Origin of the sequence: Arthrobacter sp. MAHUQ-56 (assembly GCF_019710585.1) — a bacterium.
Classification (GTDB): Bacteria; Actinomycetota; Actinomycetes; order Actinomycetales; family Micrococcaceae; genus Arthrobacter.
Map to the genome: position 1 here is coordinate 279,512 of NZ_JAIFZQ010000008.1, position 22,897 is coordinate 302,408.

A 22,897-nucleotide genomic window follows, 5' to 3' on the forward strand; every position below is an offset into this window, starting at 1 on the left:
CCGGCGGGGGAGTTCCCCGGTGGTGTCAGAACGGACGTTCCAGCGCCCTGCGCTGGCGTGCGGAAAGGGAGGAGATGTAACCGCAGTTGGTGCACGTGATGCGGAATTTCCGGGACACTGTGAGCACGGGGATGAAGAAGAGCGTGAACCTGGTGGCCTGCTCCTCCAGCATGTGGTGGACGAAGGCGCCGCAGTTGCGGCAGGTGGCGGCGCGGCCCTGCAGGGCCTTGGAGACTGTCTTGAAGCCAAAGAGAAGGAGCATGGCGGCCCTTTCGTGGTCCTGTGCTTAACCTCCACCCTAGGGGAGTTTGACCGCCTGTCCCCAGGGGTAGGAATGCTTCTGCACGCTGTGGGTGGAATGCGATACTTGCCGGGGACACATCCGGGCGTTGGGGGGACTTGCGGGAGATGGTTCTGGATACGGCAACCCTGCGCATTGCTTTCGCCCTGATGGCCCTGGTGCTGGTGGTGCTCTTCTACTTTTCCGCTTACCGGGCGACTCGCTCGCCGTACGCCGCATGGTGGTGTGGCGCGCTCCTGTTCTTCCTCACCGGGTCCGGTTGCTTCCTGCTGGACGGCACCCCCCACCAAGTGTGGGCCAACCCGCTGGGGAACACGCTGCTGGTGCACGGCGGGGTTGCGGTCTGGGCGGGAGCGCGCTCACTGCGTACGGTGCCGCCGCCGAAGTGGGCCTTCACGGGCATTCCGCTGGTGACATTGGTTGCCTCCCTCCTGGACCACCCCGCCACCAACACCTGGTCCGGCGGGGCAGTGTTCCTCGCCGCCATGAGCCTCACCCTCGGGTTGACCTCCCGGGAATTATGGCGCCTGGAGCCAGGCTACTCGCGGGTCAGGATCCCACTGGCGGCGGCTGCTGCAGGCGTTGCCTTCTTCTACTTCTTCCGCTGGCTGGTCTTCCTGGTGGAGGGCCAGGACGGTCAGGTCTTCACCACGGTCTTTGGTTCGGCCATCACCACCTTGGTGACCATGGTGCTCCTGGTGGTGGTGTCCTTCAGCATGGCGGCGCTGAGCACCGAGCAGCAGACGCGCGCCCTGCGCGTGGTGGCAACCCGGGACGACCTGACCGGCCTGCTGAACCGCAAAGCGTTCCTGGATCTGGCGGCGGAACGACTGGCCGACCCCAGCGTTACCCGGGGCTCCGGCGCACTGATCCTTGCCGACCTCGACCATTTCAAGAGGGTCAACGATACGTACGGCCACGCGGCCGGGGATTTCGCGTTGCAGGCATTTGCCGAGGCCTGCACTGCCACGGTGCGTTCCACGGACCTGACCGGGCGGTACGGCGGCGAGGAGTTTGTCATCCTTGTCCCCGGGGCCAGTGCGGAGCGGGCCGAAACGATCGCCGGGGAAATCAGCAGGCGCCTGGCCGCCGCGGACACGCCGGCAGGCATTGAAATGCCCACCGTGAGCTACGGCATTGCGGCGTACGACGGCGGGACCTCCGACGTGGACCGGCTCGTCGCGTCGGCGGACGCGGCTTTGTACGTGGCCAAGTCCCGCGGCAGGAACCGTGCCGTCCGCAGCGACGGGTCGCATTAGCGCGGCACGGCTCCAAGGCCGGTTACTTCGACGGGAGAGCTCCAGCCTGTTCCGCCAAGGCGGTCAGCGGGACGCTTGCCGGCCGGTCAACGGTGCTTTGGACCGCTACCGTCATGCCGCTGTGCGCGGCCTTGAGGACAGATTCCATGACCTCAAGGACGTGGTAGGCCAGGGCGCCGCCGGCCCGGGGTTCCCCGCCTTCCGGGGTTGAGGCGAGATCCGCGATGCCGAACCCCCGCCCGGAATCCACGTACCCGGCGGATACGGGAAGGGTCTCCCAGTCCTCGGCGCCGAGGGAGAAGAGCTGGACGTCGCCGTCGAAGTGGTTGGGGTCCGGCACCACCAGGGAGCCGCGCTCACCATGGATTTCGATGTTGGGGGACTTGGACTTCACCGCGTCGAAGCTCATGAAGAGCGTCGAGAGTGCGCCGGAGGCGTGGACCAGGATGCCCGTGACGTGGGAGTCGATGTTCACCGGCACTTTTTCGCCCTGGCGGGGTCCGGAGCCGATGGTCCGCTCGCTGCGGGTGTGGCTTGCCGCGCCCAGCACCGACACCACGGGGCCCAGCAGGGTCACCAGGGCGGTGACGTAGTAGGGGCCCATGTCCAGGAGGGGACCGCCGCCGGGCTGGTAGTAGAAGTCCGGGTTGGGGTGCCAGCGCTCGTGGCCCGGGGTCACCATGGTGGCCGAGGCCGAGATGGGGGCGCCGATCAGTCCGTCATCGATCGCCTTGCGAGCGGTCTGGATGCCGGTGCCCAGGACGGTGTCAGGAGCACAGCTGACGGCGACGCCCGCCTGGCGCGCTGCCACCAGCACCTGGCGTGCTTCCTCCGTCGTGGCCGCCAGCGGCTTTTCGCCGTACACGCTCTTTCCGGCCGCGATGGCCTTCAGCGCAACCTCGGCGTGGGCGGCGGGAATGGTCAGGTTGAGAACCAGGTCGACATCGTCAACCGCGAGCAGTTCCTCGACGGACAGGGCACGGACTCCTTCATAGTCGTCGGCCACAGCCTGGGCACGGGCCGGATCGAGGTCGGCCACGGCCACCAGCCGGACCTGGTCCAGCCGCCGGAAGTTGGTGAGGTACTGGGCGATGATGGCTCCGCAGCCAATGATTCCGACGTTCAACGGCTTGCCCACAGCAGGCCCCTTTCGATGATGGTGCGTACGTTCTGGTCCTGCAGGATTTCCACCCGGTGCCCGGGCGTGCAGACGAAGATGCGGCCCTTGCCCCACTGGCGGGTCCAGATGGCGGGGGAGGTGACTTCCCGGTGCCACGGGTCCCACTCCCGGACTTTCTGGGTGGTGGTGGCGAGGACGTCGATGTAGTCGTCCGCCAGGACCCAGTACTGCTCGGTGACCAGGTCGAAGTCCTGGATGCCCTGTGTGATGGGGTGTTCTGCGGCGGCGGGCAGCATGTTGACGGTGTACGGCACGTAGTTGTCCGACTGCTCGCCGATGCACTCGTCCGGGTGCTTCCCGGGGTGGCAGGCGAACTGTCCGCCGATCAGGTGCAGGTAGTCGGAGGTGTTCCGGTAGGAATCGGCGATCCCGCCGTGCCATCCTGCCAGGCCGGTACCGTTCTCCACGGCTGCCCGCAGTCCGGCGAACTCGTCCTTTTCGATGGTGCTCATGGTCATGCACTGCATGATCAGGTCCACCCCCGCCATGTACCCCGCGTCGGCGTAGACCTTAGGGGACTCCTCCACCCGGACGTCGTAGCCGTTGTCCTTGAGGTAGGGGATGAAAAGCTCCGTGGCCTCGTAGGGCTGGTGGCCGTCCCAGCCGCCGCGGACGACCAGGGCATTCTTGCGTTCTGACATTGGGTTCCTTTTGTTTGGCTCCCGGCCTTGACCGGGGAAGTGTGGGTCAGCGGCTGGCGAAGGCGGCGTCGAAGGCTGCGGCCGGCGGCGCGATGCGGGCCAGCTCCCGCACCATGGCCAGGGCCTGCGGGGCTCCGACGAGCCGGTCCATTCCGGCGTCCTCCCATTCGATGCTGGTGGGTCCTTCGTAGCCGATGGCGTTCAGGGTCCGGAAGATGCGGTTCCACTGCACGTCGCCGTGCCCTGCCGTGACAAAGTCCCAGCCGCGGCGGGGATCCGCCCAGGCAAGGTGCGAGCCGAGGCGGCCGTTGCGGCCATCCAGCTGGCGGACCGATTCCTTGACGTGGACATGGAAGATCTTGTCCGCGAAGTCCTGCAGGAACATGACGGGATCCAGGTCCTGCCAGATGAAGTGCGAGGGGTCGAAGTTCAGGCCGAAGCTCTCGCGGTGCCCGATGGTTTCCAGGGTCCGCTTGGCGGTCCAGTAGTCGTAGGCGATTTCGGACGGGTGAACTTCGAGGGCGAACCGCACCCCCACTTCGTCAAAGACGTCGAGGATGGGGTTCCATCGGTCCGCAAAGTCCTGGTAGCCGGCGTCGATCATTTCCTGGGAGGCAGGCGGGAACATGGCCACCGCCTTCCAGATGGAGGAACCGGTGAACCCCGTCACCGTTTTCACCCCGAGGCGGGCGGCCGCCCGGGCAGTGTCCTTCATGGCCTCGGCCGCCCGGCGGCGTACGCCCTCAGGCTCGCCGTTGCCCCAGACCTCCGCCGACAGGATGCCCTGGTGGCGTTCATCGATGGGGTCGTCACACACGGCCTGGCCGGTCAGGTGGTTGGCGATGGCGAACACCTGGAGGTTGTTCTTTTCAAGGATGTCCAGCCGGCCCTGGAGGTAGTTGTCGTCCTCCGCTGCCCGGCGCGGGTCCAGGTGGTCGCCCCAGCAAGCGATCTCCAGGCCGTCGAAGCCCCATTCGCCGGCGAGCCGCGCTACCTCCTCGAACGGCAGGTCGGCCCATTGGCCGGTGAAGAGCGTGATTGGTCGTGTCATCATTGTTCCTTGGTCGCTTGAAGCTGGTCATTGCCTTGGCAGAGCACTGCTCAGACCTTTTGCCACTGGCTGGAATTTGCTGCGCTGGATTCCACTGCTGCGAGGACCCGCTGCACCTGCAGGGCGTCCGCGAAGGACGGTTCCGGCTGGCGGCCTTCACCGATGGCGGTGACGAGGTCCACCACCTGGTGGGTGAACCCGTGCTCGTACCCCAGGCCGTGCCCGGTGGGCCACCAGTTGCCGACGTAGGGGTGCTCAGGTTCGGTGACGAAGATCCGGCGGAAGCCGGCGTCCGGGGATTCGGCGGCATCGTAAAAGGACAGGACGTTCATGTCCTCGAAGTCGAAGGCCAGGGATCCTTTGGTGCCGTTGACCTCCAGGCGCATGGCGTTCTTCCTGCCCAGGGCGTAGCGCGTTGCCTCGAAGACGCCGATCGCACCCGCCGAAGCGCCGCCGTCGAACTTTGCGCTGAAGATGGCCGCATCATCTACGGTGACCTTTCCGCGCGGGGCGTCGCTGCTGAGGTCGCCGTGCCCGCCGAGGCCCACCAGGTCGCCGGCCAGGGGGCGCTCGGGAACAAACGTCTCCAGCAGCGCAGACACGCCACTGATGTTCTGGCCCGTGACCCATTGCGCGGCGTCGATGCTGTGTGCTCCGATGTCACCCAGCGAACCGGAGCCGGACTTGCTCTTGTCCAGCCGCCAGGTCATGGGGGCGTTGGCATCGGTGAGCCAGTCCTGCAGGTACTGGGCGCGCACGTGCCGGATTTCGCCCAGCCTGCCCTGGTCCACGAACCGCTTGGCCAGGGCCAGCGCAGGGGTGCGGCGGTAGCTGAAGCCGCACATGGAGAAGACACCGTTCTTTGCGGCGGTCTCCGCGGCGTGCGTCATCCTTTCGGCCTCCTCCACGGAGTTGGCCAGCGGCTTCTCGCACAGCACGTGCTTGCCCGCTTCGAGGGCGGCAATGGCAATTTCGGCGTGCGTGTTGCCGGGCGTGCAGATGTCGATGAGGTCGATGTCGTCGCGTTCGATCAGGCGCCGCCAGTCGGTCTCAACCGAGTCCCAGCCGAGCTTGTCTGCTGCGGCGCGGACGCCGTCGGCGTTCCTGCCGGCCACAGCGGTCAGCTGTGGCTGCAGGGGCAGGTCGAAGAACCGCGGCGCGGTGCGCCAGGCGTGGGAGTGGGCTGCACCCATGAAGGCGTAGCCCACCATGCCGACCCGCAGGGGTTGTGCGGTGGTCATGTCGAAAGGTCCTTTCTGTAAATCCCTGAGTTACTTGCTGAAGCCAGCGGTCAGGCCTGCCAGCAGCTGGCGCCGGCCGATGACGTACAGCACCAGGATGGGCAGGGTGCTGAGCACCACGGAGGCGAGCACGGCCGGGATGTTGACGCTGAACTCACCCTGGAAGGTCCACAGGCCCAGGGGCAGGACCCGCAGGCCGGGGCTTTGGGTGAGGACCAGCGGAAGCAGGAACCCGTTCCAGACATGCAGGCCGTTGTAGATGGCAACGGTCACGATGGCCGGGCGGGTCAGGGGCAGGGCCAGCCGCCACATGGTCTGCCACTCGCTGCAGCCGTCCAGCCGCATGGACTCGAACAGCTCGTTCGGGACGTCGCGGATGAAGTTTGACAGGATCAGCACCGTCAGCGGGATGGCAAAGGCGATGGACGGCAGCATCAGCGCCAGCAGGCTGTCATACAGGTTGAGCCGGATGATCATCAGGTAGATGGGGATGATCGTGGCCTGCAGCGGAATGGCCAGGCCCATGAGGAACATGCCGTTGACCAGCTTCAGGAACCTGCCGCCGCCCCGGACGATGGCGAACGAGGCCATGAAGGAAATCAGCACGGTGGGGATCACGGAACCGAGCGTGACGATGGCGCTGTTCATGAAGTACTGGGCGAAATCCGCCTCGAGGACCAGCTGGTAGTTCTCCAGCGTTGGCTCCGTGGGCAGGGCCAGTGGATTCTGGCCGAAGTAGCCGGCCTGCGTTTTGAGGCTAGTGATCACCACGTAGTAGACCGGCAGGATGATGATGGCCAGCCAAAGCCAGCCGCCCAGGCCGCCGGGGATGTTGAGCCGCCTCAGCCGCTGACCCATTCCCCGGCTGGCGGCCGCGGAGCCGCCGAGCGAAGCGGTCCGGGCCTCCTGCGCATTGCTTTTCAGGACGGTACTCACCCTACAAACCTTCCAATTGGCTGCCCTGCTTGTCCTTGCCTCCAAGGCGCTGGAGGAACAAGGCAAGTGCAAGGCCGATGATGACGAGAATGACGGCGATGACGCTGGCCGGGCCCATGAGGTTGGCGCGGAAACCCCTCAGGTACATGTCCAGGGCCAGGATCCGGGTGGAGTTGCCCGGTCCGCCGCCGGTCAGGACGAAGATCAGGTCGAAGTAGGTCAAGGAACCCACCACCATCAGCGTGGAGGAAGTGATAATGGTGTACTTCAACTGCGGCAGGGTGATGTGGAAGAACTGCTTGATGGTTCCGGCCCCGTCGATCTGGGCTGCCTCGTAGAGGGACTTCGGGATCTGCCGCACGCCACCTTGGTAGATGAGCGTGTGGAACGGCACGAACTGCCAGGCGATGACGAAAATGACCAGGCCGAGGGCGAGCTGCGGGACACCCAGCCAGTCCTGCGCCAGGAATGGAAGCCCAAGGCCGGTTGCCAGGCCGAAGTTGGGATCCAGCAAGGCCTTGAAGGCAATGGCCACCGCAGCGGATGAGAGCAGCAGCGGGAGGAAGTACAGCACGGCCAGGGCGGCCCGGTAGCGCTGGCTTCCCGCCGTGAAGACGCCCAGCAGGAGGCTGATGGGAGTCTGCACGAGCCATGAGACGATCATGATCAGGAAGGTCAGGCCCAAGGCGTTGTACAGCCCGGGATCGGCCAGCACGGAGAACCAGTTGTCCAGGCCCGCCGCCCCGATGGCACCGATGCCGTCCCAGCTGGTGAAGCTGAGGATGAGCACTCCGGCCAGCGGGATGACGGCGAACACCAGGAAGAAGAACAGCGCAGGAATCGTCAGCCACGCCAGGGCGGCCTTGCGCTGTTCAGTGTGCTGGGAGTCAGTGCCCCTGACGGCAGCCTTGGGCGCGGTGGAGACGGCGTTGCTCATTTGCCCAGGGTGGCATTCATGTTCTCGGCAAACTGCTGGGGCGTGATCGACTTGAGGAAGAGCTGGTCGATGTTGTTCAGCAGGGCCTCCGCAGCGGTGGGGCTCAGAGCCTGGTCCCAGGACTGCTGGAAGTTCGGGGCATTCTTGGCCAGGTCGTAGACGAAGTTCAGGAACTCCTTGTCCGGCGAGCCGTTCAGCTTGTCTTCGATGCCGTTGACGATGGGCACCGATCCGGAGTTGATGTAGGCGTCGATGACCGTATCGGTCATGATGCCGTCCTTGAAGAACTTCTTCGCGGACTCCTTCTCCTTGTCCGAAGCCTTGGAGGAGATGGACATGTAGGCTGCCGGGTTTCCGACGCCGTTCTTCGGGTCGCCCTTGCCGCCGGCGATGGTGGGGAAGTGGACGAAGCCCAGTTTCCCGTCCTGCACGAAGTTCTGGCCGGCCTTCTTCATGGCGCCGTAGGTCCACGAACCGTGGAGCATCATGGCTGCCTTGCCCGAGAACAGCAGGGCCTGGTCCGCCTGGGAGTCGGCGGTGATGGAGGAGAAGCCCTTGATGAAGCCATCAGCGGAGACGAGTTCCTGGATTTTGGTGCCGGTTTCGATCACGGCAGGATCCATCCACGCATTGGGCTTGCCCTCAAAGATCGCCTTGAAGACGTCAGCGCCGCCGATGCGGTCCAGCAGGTACTCCAGCCACATCATCGAGGTCCAGCGTGACTGGCCGCCCAGGGAGAAGGGTGCCACGCCCATGCCGTTGAAGGTTTTGACCAGCGACATGATGTCGTCCCACGTCTTGGGTGGCTGGACCCCCGCCTTCTGGAAGAGTTCCTTGTTGTAGAACAGGACGATCGGGGCGACGTACTGGTTGGGCAGGGCGTAGATTTTGCCGTTGACGGTAGCTGCACCGAAGACGGAGGGGAAGAACTTTTTCTTCAGGTCGGGGTTCTGGTCGAACCATCCGGTCAGGTCTTCAACCTGGTTGGCTTCGGCGTAGGTCTTCAGACCGCCGCCGCCCCAGCCATAGATGATGGTGGGGGCCTGGTTAGCGCCGATCGCGGTCTTGATCTTGGTCTTGTAGGCGTCGTTCTGGAAATAGGTGACCGTGATCTTGTCGGCGGAGTTCGCCGAGTTGAAGGCGTCCACTGCCTTCTGCATGGTGGTCTGGTTGGGCTCACCGGACAGGTACCACATACTGGCACCCCCGCCGCCGCTGGCCGCGCCCGGCCCGGAAGTGCCGCAGGCGGAGGTGGCCGCCACTGCAAAGGGAGTCAATGCCGCAAGGGCGAGGAACGAACGGCGCGAGGTCTGGGGTTGCTTCATTGCTTCTCCATGTGAATTCTGCTGTCGAGGATGCGGGTGACAGCTCCGACCCTTAGTTCGAAACATTTCGAACAGTGATTTAAGTCACGCTGTAAACTAAAACCCCAAAAAGGCCTGCGGTCAAGGGGATCGTAGAGGATATTTTGCAGCTCGCGCGGCTTTCTGGGCTTTCCTTGACCGGACATGCCCGGGTTCTGCACAATGGAGCTTCCTCGAACTTCGAAAGATTGCGAACTGATGACGACAAAATCGCCGGAGCGAACCAAACCAACGCTCGCCAGTGTCGCCAGGCAGGCGGGGGTTTCGGCGCCGACGGTCTCGAAAGTGGTGAACGGCCGTGACGACGTCGCCCCGGAAACACGGGCCCGGATCCTGGCGGTGTTGGAGCAGGCGGGTTATCAGTCACCTCTTCAGCGACGGGCCGCTGCCGAAAACGGAACTGTGGTTGAGGTAGTCATCGATGTCCTGGACTCCGCCTACACCATCGAGGTCCTCAACGGCATCCTGCAGTCCGCCGCCGCTGCCGACGTCGAAATCCTTGTCAGCGTGACCGGCCAGTCCGTCCCCGGCCGGCGCAGCCCGGAACGCCGCGCCCAGAGGATGATGGAAGAGGGCCGGACGGGGATGATCGTGGTCACGTCGGCCTTCAGCGAAGCGCAACTGCATGCTTTCCGCCGACGCCAGATTCCCGTCGTCGTCATTGATCCGCTCAATCCCCCGTCCGCCGACGTCGTCAGTGTGGGCGCCACCAACTGGGCCGGCGGCAAGGCGGCGACCGAACACCTGCTGGGGCTTGGCCACCGCCGTATCGCCTACATCGGCGGCATCGAGGGCTCTGAATGCAACCAGGCCCGGCTTCACGGGTACATGGCCGCGCTTATGGCCCAGGGCATCAAGGTGGACCCGCAGTACATCGTGTCCGGTGGCCGGTTCCGGACCGAGAGCGGGGTCAACGGGTTCAGGGAGCTGCTAAAGCTTGACCGCCTCCCCACGGCCATCTTCGCCGGCAGCGACACGATTGCCTTGGGTGTCCTCAGCGAAGCACGGCGCCACGGGATCCGGATTCCCGAAGACATCAGCCTGATTGGTTTTGACGGCACAAGCCAGGGTGAACAGTCGGTCCCCTCCCTGAGTTCAGTCGCCCAGCCGCTGGAGGAGATGGGGCGGGCTGCCCTGAGGTCACTGCTGCGGCAGGCTCGGGGGGAAGTCCTCGATTCCCACCGCGTTGAGCTGGCCACGCAGGTGATCGTCCGCGAATCCACCGCCCCGCCGGCTGGCTGAACTTTCCGTTTGGCGGTGGCCGTGCCATCAAAGAGAGACGTCAACGCATGAAAATCACGAACCTCGACACCGTGGTCGTCGACTTCTACAGAACGAACCTCGTTTTCGTCCGGCTGAGTACCGACTCGGGCCTTACCGGCGTTGCTGAGGCCACCCTCGAGGGCCAGGAACACGCGGTGCGCGGCGCCGTTGCCGTGCTCGCAGACGCCGTCCGCGGCAAGGATCCCACGAGGATCAGTCAAACGATCTACGAACTGAACAGGGATGCCTACTGGCGGGGTGGGCCCGTGTCGTCGACAGCGCTTAGTGCACTTGAGATGGCGATGTGGGATGTTTCGGCCCGCGCTCTGGGCGTGCCTGTCCATCGGATGCTCGGTGGACAGGTTCGGGACAGGGTCCGCGCCTACGCCAACGGCTGGTTCTCCGGAGCAAAGACGCCTGATGAATTTGCCGAGGCAGCGGTACATACAGTTGCACAAGGCTTCCGCGGACTGAAATGGGATCCGTTCGAGGCGGCAGACCTTACTTTGGGGCCAGGTGACCTTCGGCGCATGCTTGAGCCCGTGGCCGCTGTGCGGGAGGCCGTGGGAGACGATGTGGAGCTCTTCATCGAAGGGCATGGCCGGTTCGACGTCCCCACCGCCATCCGGGTAGCCCGCGGGATCGAACAGTTCCAGCCGGTATTTTTCGAAGAACCCTGCCCGCCGGACAGCCTTGATGCGCTTATTGAGGTCCGTTCCAAATCCCCTGTTGCGATCGCCGCGGGAGAGCGCTGGATGGGACGGAACACCTTCATTCCCGCCCTGGCAGGCAAGGCAGTGGACTACATCCAACCCGATGTCACGCACGCCGGCGGCCTGCTGGAACTTTCGTTCATCTCCACGCTTGCCGGGGCCCATTACGTCCCGTTCGCACCGCACAACCCGAGTGGGCCACTCAGTACGGCGGCAACTCTACAGTTGGGCGCTGCGCTGCCGAACTTCCGGTACCTGGAGATCATGGCAACGGACGTGCCTTGGCGCAGTGAGATCTCCAGCGAACGGCTCCAGCTGACGGAGGAGGGCGACATTCTTATCCCCGAAGGCGTCGGCCTGGGCATCGAACTCGACTTCGAGGCCATAGCGGAGCATCCCTACACTCCGCACCCCATGCGGATCTTCAATGACGCGGTTGCCGACATCCGGCCGCCGGATGCGCGGTCCTACTTCAACCTTGAGCCTGTGACGGCAAACCCGGCGGCGGGTCACGGGACGGCAAGTCCTTTGCGCTGACTTGGCGGGCGGATTCGCCGCTCGAGCATCGGTAGCGGAAGACAGCAACACCCGCGATCGTTGATTCCACCAGGCATGAGGGCAAGTACTTGAGCCTGACCTTTGATGACGGCCCCGACCCGGTCAACACGCCCAAGCTCCTGGCTGTTCTGCAGAAGCACCACGTCAAAGCCACCTTTTGCCTTTGGGGGGACCATGTAAAGCAGCACCCGGAAATTGTCCGCATGATTGCCGACCAGGGCCACACGCTCTGCAACCACACCATGCATCACGACGACATGGGCCTCTGGAACACCGAGGCCATCAGGGCGGATCTTGAGGAAACCAGCGCGGTCGTCCGCGACGCCGTCCCGGGTGCTGACATTAATTACTTCCGGGCGCCATACGGCAGCTGGGGCCGGACGCCTGAGGTAGCGGCCGCGATGGGCATGCAACCCCTCGGCTGGGCCACGGCGATCGGCGACTGGGAACCGCCGGGAACTGCGGAGCTGGTCCGCCGCCTGCGGGAAGGCATCACCCCTGGGGGAGTTGTCCTGCTTCACGACGGCGGCGGGGACCGGACACAGACCATAGAGGCGGTTGACCAGATCATTCCGGAGCTAAAGTCCGAGGGGTGGCGCTTTGACAGGCCTGCCCGCCGCGGTTAGGCCCCACCAGGGCCCGGTGGTCAACTGAGCCTGGCTCCGGCCCTCCGGCTCAGTGGATCCTCTGCCGCTTCCCGGCACGGCCCCACCGACCCGCGCCGCACCAAGGTGGCCGTGAACTGTGCGGGGGCGGCAGGTGGCTGCCCTTCCATTTGCCGGATCAGTGCCTTGGCCGCGGCCACGCCCATGTTGTAGACGGGCTGCGCGATGACGGTAAGGGGCGGGGTGGTGAGCCTGGTCCAGGCGAAGTCGTCGTACATCAGGAATGAAACATCCGCTGGGATGGACAGGCCGAGCTCCTGGATTGCCTCCACCACGCTGAGGGCGATCAGGCCGTCTGAAGCCACCACGGCAGTGGCCTGGTCCGGGCCGCGGAGCACTTCACGGGTGATGCTGCGGATGGAGTCCTCGTCGCCGGCGTTCAGCCTGACAAGGTCCTCCGGGAAGGGCAGCCCGGACTCCAGGAACGCTTGCCGCATTCCCTCAATGCGGTCGGCTATCTGGGATGACTCGAGGGTCATCCCCGGCGTATACGGAGCGTCCGTCCGCAACGTCGAAATAAAGGCGATCCGCCGGTGTCCGGCGTCGAGCAGGTACTGGGTCGCTTCCCGCGAAATCCTTGCCATGTCAACGGCCATGGTCTCCACCGGCATGTCCCCGGCGGTGCGGTCGATGAAGACCAAGGGCCGTCCCGACCGGTGCACCTCCTGGAGGTGTCCGGTGTCCACGGATGACGCCGGGGCCACGATGAGCCCGTCCACGCGCTTGTCCAACAGGACCCGGACGGCGTCCACCTCCGCAGCACGGTCCTCGTCGGTATTGACCAGGATGACGTTGTAGCCGGCCTTCTTTGCCGTGTCGGTGATCCCGCGTGTGGCAAGCCCGAAGTGCGGGTTTTCGATATCGCCCACCACGACGCCGATGGTGTGCGACTTCCCGGTATTCATGCTCCGGGCAAGCTCATTGGGCCGGTACGAAAGCTCCTCCGCCGCGGCAAGGACGCGCTCACGCACGTCATCGCTGACGGCGCCGTAATTGCCGAGCGCGCGTGCGGCCTGCGCCTTGGAGACCCGGGCAGCCTTTGCGACGTCGGCAACGGTTACGTCCCGCCGCCTCGCTCCTTCAGCCTTCATCTTCACCTTTCGAAGGGGTTGTTGACGGCCCCTGTGACTTCCGCTACATTCCTATCCATCGATGTGAGTCCGGTCTCAATCCTACGGGGTGAGACCGGACTCAACAAGAACATCGGCGACTTTCTTCGGCGGCCCTGACAGCACCGCCTCCCCACCAACGATTGGACAACGCTGTGAAGAAAAAGAATCTCCGCCCGGCAGGAATTGCCGCGGCAGCACTGGCCGCCGTACTGGCGCTTTCGGGCTGCAGCTCAACCTCCGCGGCCTTCACCACGGAAAACAACCCGTACGGCCTAATCCAGCCGGGCACCATCCGGGTGGCCAGCCTCGGTGACTCCAAGCCGTACACCTTCGCCGACGCCTCGGGTAACTTCACCGGCTTCGACGTCGAACTCTTCAAGGACGTGGCCCACCGGGCCGGCGTGGACAATGTCGTCTTCACCGGCCAGGACTTCTCAGGTCTCCTTGCGGCAGTTGCCAACGGACAGTTCGACGCCGGCGTCGCGGCGATCGGCATCACGGACAAGCGCAAGGAAACCGTGGACTTCTCGGACGGCTACCTCGCGGGGTACCTGACGGTCATCACCACCAAGACCTCGGGCATCACGAGCGCCGACGGGCTGGCCGGAAAGCGCCTGGGCGTCGTCCAGGGCACCCTCCAGGAGGCCTACGCGGTGAAGAACTTCACGTCCGCCAGCCTGGTCCGCTTCCCGGACAACAACACCGCCATCGCGGCGGTCAACAGTGGAACAGTTGACGCCCACTTCCTCGACTACGAGGCAGCCAAGGCCTATGAGGAGCAGCACGGCCTGGTCAGCGCCGCGGACATCCCGTCCTTCGACGCACCCGCCGGCTTCGCTGTTGCCAAGGGCAAGACCGCGTTCAGGGAAGCCCTGAACAAGGGACTCGCCGCAGCCATGGAGGACGGCACGTGGAAGAAGCTCTACCAGAAGTGGTTCCCGGGCTCCCCGATGCCTGAGCACTACCTGCCCAAGGCCGAGCAGACGGCCTCGCCCGCGCCGAGCAAGTAAGCCGGCAAGTAAGCCCGGCACGTAAACCTTCGGGCGCAAAGCCGGGCGGGCTGCACTGCGGGCCCGCCCGGCACTCCATAACCCACAACGTCTGAGAGCAACCATGGACTGGCTCAACACCATCATCCGTACCTTCTTCGACTTCGGCGCGATGGCCGAGGTCCTGCCCCAACTCCTGGCGGTCGGCCTGCTGAACACGCTTATCATCTCCATCGCCGCCACCGTCCTTGGCACGGTGCTCGGTATGGTGGTGGCCGTCATGGGCATCTCCCCGTCCAAATGGCTGCGGGTACCGGCCCGCATCTACACCGACCTCTTCCGCGGCCTGCCCGCCATCCTCACCATCCTGCTGATCGGCCAGGGCTTCGCCCGCCTCAGCCAGTCAATCTTCGGCCCGTCGCCCTACCCGCTGGGGATCATCGCCCTGAGCCTGATCGCCAGCGCCTACATCGGCGAAATCTTCCGCGCCGGCATCCTCAGCGTGGACAAGGGCCAGGGCGAAGCCTGCCGTGCGCTGGGCATGAGCTACGCCAAGTCCATGGCGCTGGTGGTGGTGCCGCAGGGTGTCCGCCGGGTGCTTCCGGCCCTGGTGAACCAGTTCATCGCCATCGTCAAGGACTCCTCGCTGGTCTACTTCCTGGGCCTGCTGGTCACGGAACGCGAACTTTTCCGCGTTGGCCAGGACGCCGCCGTCCTCTCCGGCAACCTCTCGCCCCTGGTGGCCGCCGGCGTCCTTTACCTGGTGATCACCGTCCCGCTGACCCATCTCGTGAACCACTTCGACAACAAGTTCCGCACCGGCCGCCGCCGCCCCGCACCGCCCACCAGCGGCCTGAAGGAAGTCAAGGAACTGGACGCGGCCTCGCCGCTGACCACCGGGAGCAACACATGAACACGCCAGCCACCACCACGAACACCACCAGCCCGGACCAAAAGACGTTCCACGGCTCAAGCCTGGAACTGCGCAACCTCACCATGGCCTACGGCGACATCAAGGTACTGCGCAACGTGAGCCTTACCGTGGCACCGGGTACCACCACCTGCATCATCGGCCCCTCGGGATCCGGCAAGTCCACCCTGCTCCGCGGCATCAACCGGCTGCACGAACCTCAAAGCGGCGACGTGCTTCTGGCCGGCGAAAGCACCCTGGGCGCCAACCCGGACACCCTGCGGACCCGGATTGGCATGGTCTTCCAGCATTTCAACCTCTTCCCCGACCACACCGCCGAAGAAAACGTCGCCCTGGCACTCTGGAGCGTCAAGGGAATGCCCAAGGCCCAGGCCATGGACAAGGCGCGCCAACGCCTGGCCGAGGTAGGACTAGCCGAACGCGCCGACCACCGCCCCCGCGACCTGTCCGGCGGCCAGCAGCAACGCGTCGCCATCGCCCGGGCACTGGCCATGGAGCCGGAAGTGATGCTCTTCGACGAGGCCACCAGCGCCCTGGACCCCGAGTTGGTCAAAGGCGTCCTGAACCTCATGGCAGGCCTCGGTGCGCGCGGCATGACCATGGTGGTGGTCACGCACGAGATGGGCTTCGCCCGCAAAGTCGCCGACCAGGTGGTCTTCATGGACGAAGGCGAAGTCGTCGAAGCCGGCACCCCCGCCCAACTCTTCGACAACCCCCGCAGCGAACGCCTCCAGCGCTTCCTCTCCGAGGTGCTCTGATGGGAACCGTCGCAGCCGCACCCCTCCGGACCGCCGTCGTCGGCTTTGGGATCTCCGGCAAGGTCTTCCACGCGCCGCTGATCGCCGCCAACCCGGAGTTCTCGCTGGACGTGATCGTCACGGCCCGGCCCGAGCGCGCCGCGGAGGCGGCACGGCTCTACCCGCAGGCACGGATTGTCGGGACCCCTGAGGAACTTTTCGCCCTCGCCGGGGACCTCGACCTGGTCATCCTCGGCACCCCGCCCCACACCCACTACGGGCTTGCGGCCACTGCCATCGCCCACGGCCTGCACGTGGTGGTGGACAAGCCTTTCGTGCCCACAACCGCCCTGGGCGAGGAGCTGGTCAGCAGGGCGTCCGACGGCGGGGTGCAGCTCACGGTGTTCCAGAACCGCCGGTGGGATGCCGACTTCCTGACCCTCCAAAAAGTCCTGGCCTCCGGTGCCCTCGGGGACGTCCGGAGCTTCGAATCGCGGTTCGAATGGTGGCGGCCGGAAGGCTTCGGCAACTGGCGGGATACGGTGTCCCTCGCCGAAGGCGGTGGCATCCTCAATGACCTTGGTGCCCACCTGATCGACCAGGCCATCCAGCTGTTCGGCCCGGTGGAACGGAGCTACGGCGAGACGGCCAACCGCGGTCCCCACCCGGACGCGGCCGACACCGAGGCGTTCGTGTCACTGCTGCACGAGTCGGGTGTCCGCTCCCGGCTGTGGATGAACGGGATGGCCGCCCAGGTGGGCCCGCGCTTCCACGTCCTCGGCTCCGAGGCCGGGTACACCAAGTGGGGACTGGACGGCCAGGAACCTGCCCTCGCAGCCGGGATACCGCCGTCGGACCCTGCGTACGGCGTGGACTCCCAGGAGCGTTGGGGGCTCCTGGGAGTGGACGGCAGCACTGCGCCCGTACCCGCCGAACGCGGCGACTACCCGAAGTTCTACGTGCAGCTGGCCGCCGCCCTCCGCGGGAGCGGCCCGCTGCCCGTCGACCCCGCCGGGCCGCTCGAGGTGCTGAAGGTCATCGAAGGCATCCACGCCCTGGCCTGACGCCCCGCCCGGGATCTTTTTCCCAAGGACGCACCGTTTGCGCCCGAACCCACCCATCTTCCAGAGAAAGAGACGAACCATGTCCTCTGCAGCACCTGCCAAGCGTGTCGCCGTCATCGGCGGCGGCATCCTGGGCGTTTCCACCGCCGTGCACCTGCTCCGCGAGGGAGCCTCCGTGATCCTGCTGACTGAGCGCGGCCTGGCCAGCGAAGCCAGCGGGCGCTCGCTGTCCTGGCTCAACTCGGCAGGTGAGCGGTCCGCCCCGTACCACCAGCTCCGGGTTGCAGGCGTGGACCGCTACCGCACGCTCTTCGCCTCCGATCCCAGCCGGGAATGGCTCCAGTTCGGCGGCGGCCTCATGTGGAACGCCGCGGGCCAAAGTGAAGCCACCAAGGCACGGCACGCCTTTGAAAAGTCGATTGGCTATGACTCCAGGCTGCTTGCCCCTGAAGACATCACCTCAGCCACCCCCGGCATTGATTCCAGCGCCGTCCCGGAGAACGCCATCTTCAACCCGGGCGAAGGCTGGGTCAGCCTGCCGGACCTGATCGACTTCCTGATGGAGGAGTTCCACGCCCGCGGCGGCGAACTCGTGCTCAACGCCGGAAAGGCCTCCGTCATGGTGGAGGGCGGCCGCACGGCGGGCGTGGAGACCGCGTCCGGCGGAACCTACCCGGCCGACGCCGTCCTGGTGGCCTGCGGCGCAGCGACGCCCGCCGTCGTCGAGCCCCTGGGTGTACGCATCCCCAATGGTTCCCCCGTGTCCATGCTGGTGGTGACCAAGCAGGTGCAGCATGACGTGACGGCGGTGATGAACACGCCGCGCGCCGCGCTCCGGCCCAACCCGGGCGGCACGTTCGCACTGGACCACGACTGGTATGAGGAGCACATCACCGAGCACGCGGACGGCTCCTTCAGCATCCCGGACGAGGTGGTGCAGGAACTGGCGGACGAGGCTTCCAAGCTGGTGGCCGGCAACCCGGAACTCAAGCCGGCCTCCTGGAAGATGGGCTACAAGCCGATCCCCGGCGACGGCGAGCCGGTCCTGGGCGAGCTGGGCCAGGTGCCCGGTTGCTTCGTTGCCTTCACGCACTCCGGCGCCACCCTGGGCCTCATCGCCGGCGAACTCCTTGCCGGCGAGATCCTGACCGGCAGGAAGCACCCCATGCTGGCCACCTTCCGGCCCGGGCGCTTCTCCTAGCCCGCACGGTAAAGGCGGGACCGCGCACTCCGGTCCCGCCTTTAACGTGCCGCCCGTCCCTTAGGCGCCCAGGTGACCGGTGAGCCGGCGGTGGAAGCCGGTGCTGCGCTCGTCGAGGCCTTCGATGCTCACCGTAGCCCCGTGGCTTCCGTATTTCGTTTCGATGGAGTCGAGGGCAGCGACCGTTGAGGCGTCCCAGATCTGGGCGCGGCTGAGGTCGATCGTCACCGAGCGGGGGTCGTCAGCGTACGCGAAATGCTCCACGAGGTCGTTGCTGCTTCCGAAGAACAGCGGCCCCACCACCTGGTAGCGCACGCTTTCACCGTCGGCTGCCAGGGTCCGGTCAACGGTGATCACATGCGCCACCCGGCGTGCGAACAGCACCATCGCGAGGACGACGCCGACCAGGACTCCGTAGGCGAGGTTTCCCGTGAGGACCACGACGGCGACCGTGACGGCCATGACGAGCGTCTCCGGCAGGGGCATCCGCTTCAGGGTGGACGGCTTCACGCTGTGCCAGTCGACGGTGGTCACGGCGACCACCATCATGACCGCGGCCAGGGCCACCATGGGGATCTGGCCCATGATCGAGCTGAGCCCCGTCACCAGGACCAGCAGGAACAGCCCGGCCACGACCGTCGAAAGGCGGGTGCGGGCCTGGCCGGTCTTCACGTTGAGGACGGTCTGGCCGATCATGGCGCAGCCGGCGATGCCGCCGTAGAAGCCGGCGAAGATGTTCGAGACTCCCAGGGCCCAGGACTCGCGGCCCTTGTGGGACGGCGTGTCGGTGATGTCGTCCACGAGTTTGGCCGTCAGGAGCGTTTCCATGAGGCCGACGAACGCCACGCTCAGCGCGGTGGGCAGGATCAGCTGGAAGGTGGCGGGGTCAAGCGGAACCAGGAACGGGGTGATGCCAGGCATCCTGCCCGTCAGCGGGCCCTCATCCGCGACGTTGGGAACGGACAGCCCGGCGATGATGGTGATGGCCGTGACGACGACGATCGCAACCAGCGGCGACGGAACCACCCTGGTGAAGCGCGGCAGGATGAAGATGATCGCCAGCGTGGCAGCGAACAGGGCGTAGGCGAGCCAGGGGACGTTGAGCACGTGCGGCACCTGCGCCACGAAGATCAGCACGCCCAGGGCGTTGACGAACCCGATCATCACCGAGCGCGGGATAAACCGCATGAGGCGGGCAAGGCCGGCACACCCGAAAACCACCTGGATCACGCCGGCAAGGAGCACCGTAGGCAGGACATACTCCACGCCGTGTTCGTGCACGAGCGGGGCGATGACGAGGGCCACGGAGCCGGCGGCGGCAGTCACCACGCCCGGCCGTCCGCCAAGGACCGACATCGCCAGGGCCAGCACGATGGAGGCGACAAGGCTCACCATCGGATCCACCCCGGCCACGATCGAGAACGAAATGACTTCCGGGACCAGGGCGAGGGTGGTCACCAGCCCGGCGAAGACCTCGCGGGAAAGCTGCCGGGGAGAGCGCAGTGCGGTCAGGACGGTGATGGGCTGCCGGACGGGGCGGGAACGGTCGGCGACGGCCATGGAGCGGCTCCAGGGACTTGGCTCTGGCGGGAAGAGCGGTGGGCAAGGTGATTGCGCGCCACGATGCGCACGGGTCCAGCCCTGCCATGGAAGGCAATTGGGTGGAGAAAGAATGCAGCGGAGACCCCTGCTTGCACAGGCAACACTACCCTGACGCGGCATCGTGCCGGCCGCTGACCCCGGCAGCTGGAAAGCCGGCTGATAAAATGGCCGGGTTGCGCAGGGCGGCCGGGTGCTGGTCCAGCCAGCGCCGTATCAACGTAGGGGACCAGACGAACATCATGACGGCAGGCGGGTCACACCTCGGGACTTCGGAGAGCCAGGCCGGCGTGCCGGGACAACCCTCCGGAACCGGCAAGCGCCGCGCCTACGTTGCCGTCATCGAAGGTTTCATCGGCTCCCTGATGATGTTCATCGGCTCCATCGGAACCGGCTGGATCGCCAACGGCTCGCCCATGATCCGCCAGCCGGTAGTGATCGCGCTCCGCACCGAAGGCTGGGGCGTGGCCGTGTCCACCGTCCTGCTGACGGCAGGCGCCATGCTGCTCATCCGTTCCTGGCTGCGTCTTGGCCAGCGGCTGGGGGACTGGGGAGCGTCGTCGCTGCGCAACGTGGTGGTCGCCATTTCCGCCTGGTCCCTGCCGCTCGTGTTCTGCGTCCCCGTCTTCTCCCGCGATGTCTATGCCTACACAGGCCAGGGCCGGCTGGTGATGGAGGGCCAGGACCCGTACCACGTGGGCATCTCCACCCTCAGCAACTGGTTCTCGCTGGGCGCCGACCCCGCCTGGGCCGAGGCGAGGACGCCGTACGGGCCGTACTTCCTCTGGCTGGCTCGGGCGGTGGTCGGGATCACCGGCGCCCAGCCCGACGCCTCCGTACTGCTGTTCCGCCTCCTGGCCGGAATCGGCGTCCTCCTCTGCGTCATCTATATCCCCAAGCTGGCGGAACTGCACGGCATCAACGGCGCACGGGCACTGTGGATCTCCGTGGCCAACCCGCTGTTCCTCATCAGCTTCATCGCCAGCGCGCACAACGACGCACTCATGGTGGGCCTCGCCGTCGCCGGCGTCTACCTCGCCGCCACGCGCCGCCACCTGCTCGGCATCCTCCTGGTCACGGCGTCCATCGGCATCAAACCCATCACCGTGCTGCTGCTGCCGTTCATCGGCCTCATGTGGGCGGGCCCCTCGGCCTCCTGGCTGCGCAGGTTCCTGATGTGGGGTGCGACGGCGGGAATCAGCTTTGGCGTCCTGGCGCTCAGCGGAGTGCCGTACAACCTGGGCATGGGCTGGACCTGGGCGATCATGGACCCGACCCCCGGCTACACGGGCTATTCGCCCTCAGGGTTCCTGGGCCAGCAGGTGGAGGTCCTGGCCAACGCCCTGGGCCTGCCCGGCGGGACCCTTGCCACGTGGCTGCGGACCGGCATGAAGTGGACTGCCATCGGGCTGGTGCTGCTGCTGATGTTCCGCGGCGACTACTCCCGCGTGGTGCGCCGCATGGCGTTGGCGTTCACCGCCGTCGTGATGCTTTCACCCATCATCCAGCCCTGGTACATCCTGTGGTTCCTGCCGTTCCTGGCCGTGACCGGGATCCGGGATGACTGGCAGATCCGGTCGCTGTACGTGGGCGTGACGTTCTTCGTGGTGTTCGGAGCCCAGGACCAGCTCTCCGTCTGGTCCTTCGTGGAACTGCCCGTGGACGCGTCTTCCCTGGCGTTCTTCACCGCCCTGGCCTTCACGTTCTACCTTCTGGTCCTGGACGTGCACACGCGCAAGCTGCTCATCGAGGGCAAGCCGCTGGACCTGGCCCGCCGGGGCTGGCGCTGGGCAGCGGAACACACCGCAGCCCGCCGGGCAGATGCGGCGCGCCGCGCTGATGCCGCACGGTCCGCCGTCGACCGCTCCGAAAGCCGCTAGGCTCCCGCCGGCACCTGCGCCGGCGCCTTCCGGCCCAGCTCCGCCGTCCGCTTCACCGACCACCAGAGCAGCACCACCAGCAGGACATTGCGCGTGGTGAGGATGGCGGCCATGACCGGGTGGGCGTGGATCAGCGGGGTGTAGAACAGCGGGTAGATCACGAACGTGGTCACCGCGATGCCCATGAGCAGGGCCGCCGGGACCTTCCAGCGTTCCCAGTCGTGCGTGAGGCCTGCAATGATCACCGGCGCGAGCCAGATGATGAACTGCGGCGAGCCCACCTTGTTGAACACGATGAACGCGGTGACCATCATCAGCGCACCTTCGAGGAAGAGTTCCTCGCGCTCGGCACCGCGGCGCATCGCCCGGAACAGCAGGATGGCGGCAACCACGGCGGCGAGGACCAGCAGCGGCTGCATGAGGAACGCCGCGGTGCCGGCCCCGGGCCCGTAGACCTCGGTGGAGTTGATGGCCGTGTTGTCCGCCATCTTCGAGCCGGCGATGTGGAACACGCTCAGCCACACCCAGGGGGTGGAGAACGTGGCTTCGAGCTGCATCCCCCGCTCGCCCTGGTTCAGCAGGAAGTCCATGATGTGCGGCAGGCCGCCGGACAGCCACGTGCCCAGGGCCACGACGGCGGTGACGGCCGCGCCGGCGAGCACCACCTGGATCCGCCTGTGGCTGGCAATGACGATGGGCACCAGGACCGCGGCGGGCCACACCTTGATCCAAGTGGCGATGCTCAGCAGGGTGCCGGCCACCACGGGCCGCTCGGCCGCGTACAGCAGCGCGATCAGCACGATGGGGGCGGTGATGCCCTCCACCCGGGCAAAGCTGAGGTAGCCCATGAAGACCGTGAAGAACAGCCACCACCAAGCCGGGGCAATGCCCGCCACCTTCCGCGGCCCACGGGTCAGGTAGAGCAGGCCGACGGCGTTGAGCGCCGTAATGATCAGAAACCACACCAGCAGGTACAGGCTTGGTCCGGCGATATTCGCGAGGAAGATCGGGATTTGGGCCAGCACCGGGTAGACCCAGGGGCTGATCTTGCCGGTCAGGTCCGCCGGGTTGTAGCCGGCCATGGCCCACTGCCGGTACTGCTCGGTGTCGCTGAACGTGTCGCCGTTCAGGAAGAAGGAGGCCATCCAGCCCAGGAAGTACAGATGGACGACGGCGAAGCCCCACCACACGCTGGACGGGCGGGCAAACCAGTCCACCACTTTTGCCGGGAGGAGTTTGGTGCGGACCGTCACCAGGCGGTCAAAGAACCTCGTG

General features: G+C 66.0%; 21 protein-coding genes. 10 read left to right on the forward strand and 11 right to left on the reverse strand.

Annotation, left to right across the window (positions count from 1 at the left end; genetic code table 11):
* Window positions 1-25 precede the first annotated feature (25 nt).
* Complete coding sequence (locus tag K4G53_RS05450; RefSeq protein WP_221384473.1) at window positions 26-262, reverse strand: zinc-ribbon domain-containing protein; 237 nt, start codon at window positions 260-262, stop codon at window positions 26-28.
* A gap of 146 nt (window positions 263-408) precedes the next feature.
* Between K4G53_RS05450 and K4G53_RS05455 the strand changes: the two genes are divergently transcribed.
* Window positions 409-1,560, forward strand: coding sequence for a diguanylate cyclase (locus tag K4G53_RS05455; RefSeq protein ID WP_221384474.1), 1,152 nt, complete (start codon window positions 409-411; stop codon window positions 1,558-1,560).
* A gap of 22 nt (window positions 1,561-1,582) precedes the next feature.
* Here the strand turns inward: K4G53_RS05455 and K4G53_RS05460 are convergent, their stop codons facing one another.
* From K4G53_RS05460 to K4G53_RS05490, 7 genes are read right to left on the reverse strand one after another with little or no spacing between them, the layout of a single operon-like run.
* Window positions 1,583-2,698, reverse strand: coding sequence for a Gfo/Idh/MocA family protein (locus tag K4G53_RS05460; RefSeq protein WP_221384475.1), 1,116 nt, complete (start codon window positions 2,696-2,698; stop codon window positions 1,583-1,585).
* Window positions 2,683-3,381: a ThuA domain-containing protein gene (locus K4G53_RS05465; RefSeq protein ID WP_221384476.1), complete on the reverse strand. Its 699-nt coding sequence runs from the start codon at window positions 3,379-3,381 to the stop codon at window positions 2,683-2,685. Before K4G53_RS05465 ends, K4G53_RS05460 begins: the two co-directional genes overlap by 16 nt.
* Window positions 3,382-3,427: 46 nt before the next feature.
* Window positions 3,428-4,432, reverse strand: a complete 1,005-nt coding sequence (locus K4G53_RS05470; RefSeq protein ID WP_221384477.1) for a sugar phosphate isomerase/epimerase — start codon at window positions 4,430-4,432, stop codon at window positions 3,428-3,430.
* 50 nt (window positions 4,433-4,482) lie between these two features.
* Window positions 4,483-5,673 (reverse strand): Gfo/Idh/MocA family protein, encoded by a 1,191-nt coding sequence (locus tag K4G53_RS05475; RefSeq protein WP_221384478.1) that lies wholly within the window; start codon window positions 5,671-5,673, stop codon window positions 4,483-4,485.
* 30 nt (window positions 5,674-5,703) lie between these two features.
* A complete protein-coding gene (locus K4G53_RS05480; protein ID WP_221384479.1) occupies window positions 5,704-6,609 on the reverse strand; it encodes a carbohydrate ABC transporter permease in 906 nt (301 codons plus the stop codon).
* Between the two features lies 1 nt (window position 6,610).
* Window positions 6,611-7,546 carry a carbohydrate ABC transporter permease gene (locus K4G53_RS05485; protein ID WP_221384480.1) on the reverse strand — a complete coding sequence of 312 codons (936 nt, stop codon included), beginning with the start codon at window positions 7,544-7,546 and terminating at the stop codon, window positions 6,611-6,613.
* Window positions 7,543-8,871, reverse strand: a complete 1,329-nt coding sequence (locus tag K4G53_RS05490; protein ID WP_221384481.1) for an extracellular solute-binding protein — start codon at window positions 8,869-8,871, stop codon at window positions 7,543-7,545. Before K4G53_RS05490 ends, K4G53_RS05485 begins: the two co-directional genes overlap by 4 nt.
* Before the next feature lie 237 nt (window positions 8,872-9,108).
* Here K4G53_RS05490 and K4G53_RS05495 point away from each other — a divergent pair, with 237 nt between their 5' ends.
* From K4G53_RS05495 to K4G53_RS05505, 3 genes are read left to right on the forward strand one after another with little or no spacing between them, the layout of a single operon-like run.
* Entirely contained in the window at window positions 9,109-10,152 is a 1,044-nt protein-coding gene (locus K4G53_RS05495; RefSeq protein WP_221384482.1) for a LacI family DNA-binding transcriptional regulator, read from the forward strand.
* Between the two features lie 47 nt (window positions 10,153-10,199).
* Window positions 10,200-11,423, forward strand: coding sequence for a mandelate racemase/muconate lactonizing enzyme family protein (locus tag K4G53_RS05500; RefSeq protein ID WP_221384483.1), 1,224 nt, complete (start codon window positions 10,200-10,202; stop codon window positions 11,421-11,423).
* 56 nt (window positions 11,424-11,479) lie between these two features.
* Window positions 11,480-12,070 (forward strand): polysaccharide deacetylase family protein, encoded by a 591-nt coding sequence (locus tag K4G53_RS05505; RefSeq protein ID WP_221384764.1) that lies wholly within the window; start codon window positions 11,480-11,482, stop codon window positions 12,068-12,070.
* A 20-nt stretch (window positions 12,071-12,090) separates the two neighbouring features.
* Here the strand turns inward: K4G53_RS05505 and K4G53_RS05510 are convergent, their stop codons facing one another.
* Complete coding sequence (locus K4G53_RS05510) at window positions 12,091-13,200, reverse strand: LacI family DNA-binding transcriptional regulator (RefSeq protein ID WP_221384484.1); 1,110 nt, start codon at window positions 13,198-13,200, stop codon at window positions 12,091-12,093.
* 173 nt (window positions 13,201-13,373) lie between these two features.
* On the opposite strand from K4G53_RS05510, the gene K4G53_RS05515 reads away from it, so the two are divergent.
* From K4G53_RS05515 to K4G53_RS05535, 5 genes are all read left to right on the forward strand, one after another.
* Window positions 13,374-14,231 carry an ABC transporter substrate-binding protein gene (locus K4G53_RS05515; protein WP_221384485.1) on the forward strand — a complete coding sequence of 286 codons (858 nt, stop codon included), beginning with the start codon at window positions 13,374-13,376 and terminating at the stop codon, window positions 14,229-14,231.
* Window positions 14,232-14,334: 103 nt separating this feature from the next.
* Window positions 14,335-15,123: an amino acid ABC transporter permease gene (locus K4G53_RS05520; protein WP_221384486.1), complete on the forward strand. Its 789-nt coding sequence runs from the start codon at window positions 14,335-14,337 to the stop codon at window positions 15,121-15,123.
* Window positions 15,120-15,899 (forward strand): amino acid ABC transporter ATP-binding protein, encoded by a 780-nt coding sequence (locus tag K4G53_RS05525; RefSeq protein WP_308287827.1) that lies wholly within the window; start codon window positions 15,120-15,122, stop codon window positions 15,897-15,899. Before K4G53_RS05520 ends, K4G53_RS05525 begins: the two co-directional genes overlap by 4 nt.
* A complete protein-coding gene (locus tag K4G53_RS05530; RefSeq protein WP_221384487.1) occupies window positions 15,899-16,942 on the forward strand; it encodes a Gfo/Idh/MocA family oxidoreductase in 1,044 nt (347 codons plus the stop codon). Before K4G53_RS05525 ends, K4G53_RS05530 begins: the two co-directional genes overlap by 1 nt.
* A gap of 79 nt (window positions 16,943-17,021) precedes the next feature.
* Window positions 17,022-18,143 carry an FAD-binding oxidoreductase gene (locus tag K4G53_RS05535; protein WP_221384488.1) on the forward strand — a complete coding sequence of 374 codons (1,122 nt, stop codon included), beginning with the start codon at window positions 17,022-17,024 and terminating at the stop codon, window positions 18,141-18,143.
* 60 nt (window positions 18,144-18,203) lie between these two features.
* Here K4G53_RS05535 and K4G53_RS05540 read toward each other — a convergent pair whose 3' ends face one another.
* Window positions 18,204-19,703: a SulP family inorganic anion transporter gene (locus tag K4G53_RS05540; protein WP_221384489.1), complete on the reverse strand. Its 1,500-nt coding sequence runs from the start codon at window positions 19,701-19,703 to the stop codon at window positions 18,204-18,206.
* Between the two features lie 281 nt (window positions 19,704-19,984).
* Between K4G53_RS05540 and mptB the strand changes: the two genes are divergently transcribed.
* Window positions 19,985-21,622: a polyprenol phosphomannose-dependent alpha 1,6 mannosyltransferase MptB gene (gene mptB, locus K4G53_RS05545; protein ID WP_221384490.1), complete on the forward strand. Its 1,638-nt coding sequence runs from the start codon at window positions 19,985-19,987 to the stop codon at window positions 21,620-21,622.
* Here the strand turns inward: mptB and K4G53_RS05550 are convergent.
* Window positions 21,619-22,875 (reverse strand): glycosyltransferase 87 family protein, encoded by a 1,257-nt coding sequence (locus K4G53_RS05550; protein WP_221384491.1) that lies wholly within the window; start codon window positions 22,873-22,875, stop codon window positions 21,619-21,621. The two genes, mptB and K4G53_RS05550, sit on opposite strands and share 4 nt — an antisense overlap.
* Window positions 22,876-22,897: the final 22 nt, after the last annotated feature.